The following is a 6,847-nucleotide window of genomic DNA, read 5'->3' as shown; positions in this document are numbered from 1 at the left end:
CCGGCCTCGTGATCAAGGTTCCCGACACGCCCCCCGTGGCGTGGCTTGCGCCCGTGACCGGCGGCGTGGAGTGGACGACGGACCCCGAAGCGATCGAGGTGGCGAAAGAGTGAGCGGTGCCCACGCAAAGCCGCCTCGACCGCCCCCGACCTCCCAGTCATCACCTACTCCGAATTCGGCGATCCCGTGGGCGCCAAGGCCCCGAGTGGCGAAATCGCCGAAGCCCCCTCTGCGGAGTGATCGGCACCGCCTACCAGCGGAGCCGTCTCGACGGCGTCCAAGCCCTCTCGGGCGTTGATTCACCCCTCCCTTGCAGCCACCCCCAGATCGGCTGGTTCTTCGCTTCCCGGCTTGTTCGGAAGCTGAAGGGCTATCAGGTCGTCGACCTGCACGATCTCGTACCGGCTGCCTGGACCGCCGCTCGGCGGCCTGGAGTTGCGAGCCCAGGTCGTCGGGTGGTTCCAGCGCAGAGCACGACCCCTAGTCCATCAGCCGTCCTCCGACTGTCCGCTGACCTGGAGAGATGATGCTCACCGCACCCACATATCGCACCGTCGAAGGCGCCTATCTCGACCTGCTGCGACTGGCCTGCGAAGGGCCTGAGTACCGCATCACGGCCCGAGGCAACGATGCCCGCGAGGTAGTCGGAGTCAGCTTCCGGCTGCCGGACCCGCGCCAGCGGCTGCCCTACATCGCGGTGCGGAAGGCCAACCCGGTCTTCCAGTTCGCTGAAGCGCTCTGGTACCTGGCCGGCCGCCGAGACCTGGAGATGATCGGCTACTACGCGCCGTCGATGCGCGCCAGCTCCGCCGACGGCATCACGCTCGGCGGGTCTGCCTACGGCCACACCCTCTTCAATCCGGCCGATGGGGACACCGAGTCCCCCTTCGCCCGGGTGCTGGAACTGCTGCGCACCGAGCCCGACAGCAAGCGCGGGTACCTCCCGGTGTTCTCGGCCGCCGAACTGGCCATCGACCACAACCCCGATATGGCGTGCCTGGCCGGCCTCCACCTCCTCGCCCGCGGCGGACGCCTGCACATGGTGTGCAACATGCGGGCCAACGACCTCGACTGCGGGCTCCTGTCCGACGTGTTCTCGTTCACGATGATTCAGGAGTACGCCGCGATCCGACTCGGTCTCGAACTGGGCCACTACACCCACACGATCGGTTCGGCGCACGTCAACGAGCGCAACGTCGAACGAGTCAAACGGGTTCTCAACGAGGCGGACCTGCGCCGCACACCGCCCGTGTTCCCCTTTCCCTCGATGTCCGTGGAGACGGGCCCCGACACCATCAAGCGGCTTCTGGAGCACGAAGAGCTGCTGCGTACCAACGCGGTGAAGTACTCCGCCGACGAGATCGCCCGTCTGGACGTAGACACCTACTGGCAGCAGGTGGTGCTGCTGTTCGAGGTATATCGCCAGCTCCAGCATGACGAGACCGACAAGGTCAGCCGCGACGTGCTCGATGCGCTGCACCCCGGCCTGCGGTGGCTCCTCGGGCACAAGTGGGCGGCCTGCGCGACCACGGAGGGTTCCCGATGAGCCGCAAACCGCCGTCCGGCGCCGTTGTCGAGGGCATCGACTTCGATCGCTGGGCCGTCGTCCTGTGCAAGCCCGATGCGGTGGAGCGCGGCTTGGTCGATGCCGTCCTCGAACGGATTGAGAGCGCCGGCGTCTCTGTCCATGCACGTACGGACCTGGTCGCCGAACCGTGGCAGGCCCACGTCGCCTACCGGGACACGCTCGCCGACCCGGGCCACTTCCCCGCGGATCTGCCCGCGCGCATCGAGGACGCGTACGTGGGACAGCCCATCACGGTGGCCCTCGCGCACGGTGGGCCCGACATCCACACCCGGCTGCGGCGCCTGATTGGGCACACCGACCCCACCAAGGCCGTGCCCGGCACGATCCGCGGCGACCTCGGCCAGGACAGTGTGCCGGCTGCCGACAGAGGCGGCAGGCTCGTGAGGAACCTCGTGCACACCTCCGACGACCCCGACGCGGCCCGCCGGGAGTTCGGCACCTGGTACGGCCCCGGACGGGCCCTGAAGGTCTCCGACTTCAACCGCTGCTCGGTCATCCTGTGCAAACCCGACGCGGTGGAGCGCGGCCTGGTCGATGCCGTCCTCGAACGGATCGCCGCCGAAGGCGCCACGATCACGAATCGGCGTGAGGTCACCGTGCAGCCGTGGCAGGTCCACGTGCACTACTGGGACCTTCTGGTGGACCGTGATTGGTTCCCCGACCGGAACATTCCGGCGTGCCTGGACGAGGCATACGCGGGACGCTCGGTCACCGTCGCGCTCGCCCACGGCGAGCCGGGTGTGCACACCAGACTGCGCGACCTGCTCGGGCACTACGACCCCACCAAGGCTGCCGCCGGCACGATCCGCGGCGATCTCGGTGACGACAGCCTGAGCGCCGCGCTCGCCGAGAAGCGGCTCGTGCACAACCTCGTCCACACCAGCGACGACCCCGACGCGGCCCGACGCGACTTCGGCACCTGGTACGGGGCCGGCCGTCGTAACCTCCTCGCCCCGGATCTCCCGGCACCGAGCACGCCCGCTGACGCCTGACCTACCCCTGGAGCCCCTTATGAGCATCCCCATGCCTGGCGCTGGCCGGGCCCTGCCGATCCTCTCCCCGGACAAGATCAGTGGCCTGAAGCAGGAACTTGCCGAGGTGATCGAGTACCGCAAGTCGGGACTCTCGCTGAACTGGATCATCGGCTGCCCGCTGGAGTGCGGGTACTGCATCCGTCACACCTTCGAGAACTTCGAGATGAAGGTCCCGCGGCGCCTGATGAGCGACGAGGAAGCCGTGCGCCGCCTCGTGGGTCACAGCTACTTCCGCCCGCACAAGACACCGATCCAGCTCCTGAACCGGGCCACCGACCCGATGCTGCCCGTCGTCAAGCCGCACCTGTTCAACGTCCTGCGGCAACTCGATGATCAGGGCCTGACGAACCATGTCCTGATCATCACCAGGTGGCGCGTCGATCCGGAGGACTGCGCCGTCCTCAACAGCTTCACGAACCTGCGCCTGACCGTGCTGGTGACGCACTCCAACATCCAGGACGAGCGGATCGAGCCTGTGGACAGCTACATCGCTGCCGCGAGCCTGCGCACCCTGTACGAGCACGCCGAGCGGTACCGCACCGTCCTGTACTGGCGGCCCATTGTTCCCGGCCTCAACGACTCCGACACCGACATCGCTCGCGCCCACGAGCTGTCCCAGCACGCGCACGCCACGGTCTTCACCGGTCTGTTCTTCCGCAAGGAGATCGCCGAGTACTACGAGGCGCACGGCCTGGAGATGCCCTATGAGGACACGGCCCGGCGGAAGATCATGCCCGAGGCCGCAGAGCAACGCATACTCGACGCCTTCGAGCACGACTCATCATGGGGGGCGCTGTTCCGCAAGACCTCCTGCGGTGTCGCGTACGCGCATGGAGAGGCTGATTACAACGGTCACTACGGCATCCGCGAGCTGTGCGATATTTGCCCGCCCGAGCAGATCGCGAAGTGCCAGGCCGCCTGGGTCAAGCCGGAGTTGACGGCCGTCACACAAGAGGCGCGCGGACTCGGGGCGACCGGCTCGGTCGAGGTCAACGAGCGTGCCATCGTCGTGGAGGGACTGGACGAACCGCCGCGCTACTACCTCCAGCACGGCTTCGGCTACCAGTGCCACGACCGAGCCAAGCCTCACCACTACCGCCAGCACGGCCGAGCCGCCATCGGCTGGGAGGCGGAGGACGGAACACCGGCCGCATGAACTTCTCCTCCTGGCCCACGCTCCTGGTTGTCGATGTCGAGGGCAACGGATGCAACCCGCCCGACCTGGTCGAGGTGGCTGCGCTCCCCCTACTCGACGGGCAGCCCGACAAGAGCACCGCCGGCGCCTGGCTGACCAAGCCGAACCGCCCCGTCACGCCCTTCGCGGCTCGGGTGCACGGCCTGACCAACCAGATGCTCGACGACAAGCCGGGGTGGGAGGAGATCAAGGACGCGGTCCACGCGTGCCTGGGCACCGCATGGATCGCCGCCCACAACGCGCATGTGGACTACCGCGTCCTGTCCGCGCACCTTCCGCAGTGGCAGCCGGCCGGAGTCATCGACACGCTACGGCTGGCCAAGGCCACCTACCGGGATCTGCACAAGTACAGCCTCGACGCCCTGATCGAGCATGAGACGCCGGATCTGAGCCAAGCTCCGGCGCACCGTCACCGCGCGACGTTCGACGCGTACGCGACCGCCCAGCTCCTCATCGCCATGGCCAGCCACTACGAGAGCTGGGAACAGCTCGTGGCCGCCGCTGTCCCGCCCGGCCTGCCCGGATCCCCCGAACCAGAACAGGAGCCCACCCTGTGGTGACACCATCGAACCTCATCCGCATAGGCGTGATGGGGGCCCACTCCACCGGTAAGAGCCTGCTGATGCGCCGCATTGAGATGGAGCTGCGCGGACGGGACATCCCGGTCGAGCGCACAGGCCAACTCGGGCGGCGTGCAGCCCTCGTCCCGCTGCCCCCAGCTCTGCTCAGCGGTCGCATCTCACTGTCATCGGGGGCCATGACCGCACTGCTCAACCGCCTCGAACGGGCCGGGTACGTCATCCGCACCCGCGAACACACCGACCGGCGGATCGTCACCCTGCGCAGCACCCCCCAGGTCAAGGAACGCGCTGACGCGTTCTTCGGCCCCGTCAACGCGCGCCAGGACGCCGTCCTGTCCCAGCACCCGCCCGAGCTGCTTCATCAGCTCGAAGCCGTCCTGGCCCAACTGCGTTCCACCCTGGACACTCAACTCGCACGGCAAGCGGAGGACATCTGACGGGCGACCGACCGTCCGACCCCCGCGCGGGACCCCCTCCACAGGCAGTTCCGTCTCTATCGCGAACGAGACTTCCGCGACTCCACGACCACCGCCTGCGGCCGGAGCCGTCGAAGGTCGAACCGATGCACGCGTACGCCGACCGCGAACCGGCGTCCTGACAGCCCGTCCCCTCGTCGCGGCTCATGGGAGAGCCCCTTCACGGCAGCAGGTCGAGTTCGGCGCGGACGATCTTACCGACCGGGTCGCGGTCGAGGACCGACCAGCGGGTGGCGAACGCCGCCACCAGGAGGAGGCCGCGCCCCGACTCGGAGTCGGGCGGCGGGAGCGTGAGCCCCTCCGGACCGGGCGGACGCCGCTCCGTACGGGTATCGGCGACCTCGATGCGCAGGGTGCCGGGACCGGCGGCGCCGTGCAGGAGCGCGAGGCGCAGTTCGAAGTCCCGGCCCGGTACGCGGCCGTGGATCGCGGCGTTCGCGGCGAGTTCGGCGACGATCGCGGCGACGGAGTCGGAGAGGTCGCTGCCGTAAGGGAGGCCCCAGGTGTCGAGTTGGTCGACGGCCAGGAGGCGCGCGAGACGGGCCCCGCGCCGGGTGGCGCTGAAGCGCTGCGTGAACACACGTACGGTAACCGGGGATTGGGTGGCCCGGAGGGTGGCGTGAGCTGGCATGACCCCAAGGTGACGGGTCCGGACCGTGGATGACCAGGCTTTTCGGTAGTACGGAGAGTCAGCGTACGAGTACCGAGGGTGGACAGTACGGGTAACAGGCAGTGAGCATGGTCAGGTTGGGCGAAGGGGCCTGACAGGCACACTGGAGGTGGCCGGGCATGGCAGCAGGTACGTGTAACGACGAGCCGGAGTCCACTGACAGCCTCAAGTCGTTCGGGGCCGTCGTCAAGGTCTTCCGCGAACGCGCGAAGCTCACCCAGAAGCAACTGGCCGCGTTCGTACAGTTCTCCCCGGGGACCGTCGCCTCGATCGAGCAGGGGCGCAGGCTCCCCCCGCCGGAGTTCATCGACCGGGCGGAGAAGGTGCTGGATGCGTTCGGAGTACTTCGGGCAGCGGCCAAGCATCTGGCGCGGCAGCCGGGTTTGGCGGCGTGGTTCCGTCAGTGGGCGGGCTTGGAGGAGCAGGCGATCAGCCTGTACACGTACGAATGCCGCCTGATTCCGGGCCTGTTGCAGACTGAGGCGTACGCGCGGACGCTGTTCGAGAACCGCATCCCGCTGCTGGCCGATGAGGAGGTCGAGACCCAGGTCGCCGCCCGCTTGGAGCGGCAAAATCTGCTGACAGAGAGGCAGAACACGGCGTACAGCTTCATCGTCGACGAACACATCGTGCGACGTGAGACAGGCGGGCCGGTTGCCGCCAGGGAACTCCTCGACCATCTACTGGAGTCCACGAAACTCCGGAACATCGAGTTCCAGGTCATGCCGCAGGAGCGGGGAGTGCACGCGGGACTGAACGGACCGATGCAGCTGCTGGAGACTCCGGACAACCAGTGGTTCGGATACTGCGAGGGCCAGGAGAATGGCCAGTTCATCTCCGACCCGAAGACGATCAGCATCCTCCACATGCGCTATGCCAAACTGCGCTCGCAGGCCCTTACTCCCGAGGACTCCCGGAGCCTGCTGAAGCGGATGCGAGGAGCGCAATGAACAACAGCGAACTGGCCTGGTACAAGAGCAGCCACAGCGGCAGCTCGGGCGATGACTGCATCGAAGTTGCCCTCACCTGGTACAAGAGCAGCCACAGCGGCGACTCCGGCGACTCCTGCGTAGAGATCGCCACCTCCCCCACCACCGTCCACATCCGCGACTCCAAGAACACCGCCGGCCCCCAGCTCGCCGTACCCGCCAACGCCTGGACAGCGTTCGTCACGTACGCCGCCCAAGAAGACTGACCGGTCCAGGCTCCCTCCCCCCGCCGATTTCCAGCCACGTTGCGGACGTGTCCGTTCGGTAATGATCGGCCGCATCGGTTCCCACTAAGGTCACTCCAGCTCCACAGC

8 protein-coding genes are annotated in these 6,847 nt (G+C 67.7%); 7 read left to right on the top strand and 1 reads right to left on the bottom strand.

From position 1 onward, the window contains the following. Positions 1 to 523 precede the first annotated feature (523 nt). From IH09_RS28620 to IH09_RS28600, 5 genes are read left to right on the top strand one after another with little or no spacing between them, the layout of a single operon-like run. Entirely contained in the window at positions 524 to 1,546 is a 1,023-nt protein-coding gene (locus IH09_RS28620; protein ID WP_240150624.1) for a thymidylate synthase, read from the top strand. Further along, the gene (locus IH09_RS28615) at positions 1,543 to 2,580 is read left to right on the top strand and encodes a nucleoside-diphosphate kinase (protein WP_052860398.1); all 1,038 of its coding nucleotides are present in this window, start codon (positions 1,543 to 1,545) and stop codon (positions 2,578 to 2,580) included. Before IH09_RS28620 ends, IH09_RS28615 begins: the two co-directional genes overlap by 4 nt. Before the next feature lie 31 nt (positions 2,581 to 2,611). Further along, positions 2,612 to 3,778, top strand: coding sequence for a radical SAM protein (locus IH09_RS28610; RefSeq protein ID WP_240150623.1), 1,167 nt, complete (start codon positions 2,612 to 2,614; stop codon positions 3,776 to 3,778). Next, positions 3,775 to 4,377, top strand: coding sequence for a 3'-5' exonuclease (locus tag IH09_RS28605; RefSeq protein WP_052860396.1), 603 nt, complete (start codon positions 3,775 to 3,777; stop codon positions 4,375 to 4,377). The genes IH09_RS28610 and IH09_RS28605 overlap by 4 nt, the downstream gene beginning before the upstream one ends. Then, positions 4,371 to 4,835, top strand: a complete 465-nt coding sequence (locus IH09_RS28600) for a MarR family winged helix-turn-helix transcriptional regulator (RefSeq protein WP_318279582.1) — start codon at positions 4,371 to 4,373, stop codon at positions 4,833 to 4,835. The genes IH09_RS28605 and IH09_RS28600 overlap by 7 nt, the downstream gene beginning before the upstream one ends. Positions 4,836 to 5,034: 199 nt before the next feature. On the opposite strand, the gene IH09_RS28595 is transcribed toward IH09_RS28600, so the two are convergent. Next, entirely contained in the window at positions 5,035 to 5,505 is a 471-nt protein-coding gene (locus tag IH09_RS28595; RefSeq protein WP_052860395.1) for an ATP-binding protein, read from the bottom strand. Between the two features lie 158 nt (positions 5,506 to 5,663). Here IH09_RS28595 and IH09_RS28590 point away from each other — a divergent pair, with 158 nt between their 5' ends. Together IH09_RS28590 and IH09_RS28585 are read left to right on the top strand one after the other, a co-directional pair. Continuing rightward, positions 5,664 to 6,494 (top strand): helix-turn-helix domain-containing protein, encoded by an 831-nt coding sequence (locus tag IH09_RS28590; RefSeq protein WP_052860394.1) that lies wholly within the window; start codon positions 5,664 to 5,666, stop codon positions 6,492 to 6,494. Beyond that, entirely contained in the window at positions 6,491 to 6,739 is a 249-nt protein-coding gene (locus IH09_RS28585) for a DUF397 domain-containing protein (RefSeq protein WP_052860393.1), read from the top strand. Before IH09_RS28590 ends, IH09_RS28585 begins: the two co-directional genes overlap by 4 nt. Positions 6,740 to 6,847: the final 108 nt, after the last annotated feature.

It is taken from the genome of Streptomyces celluloflavus (genome assembly GCA_000720995.1).
Lineage (GTDB): Bacteria > Actinomycetota > Actinomycetes > Streptomycetales > Streptomycetaceae > Streptomyces > Streptomyces celluloflavus.
This window is presented reverse-complemented; position numbering and strand designations above follow the sequence as displayed.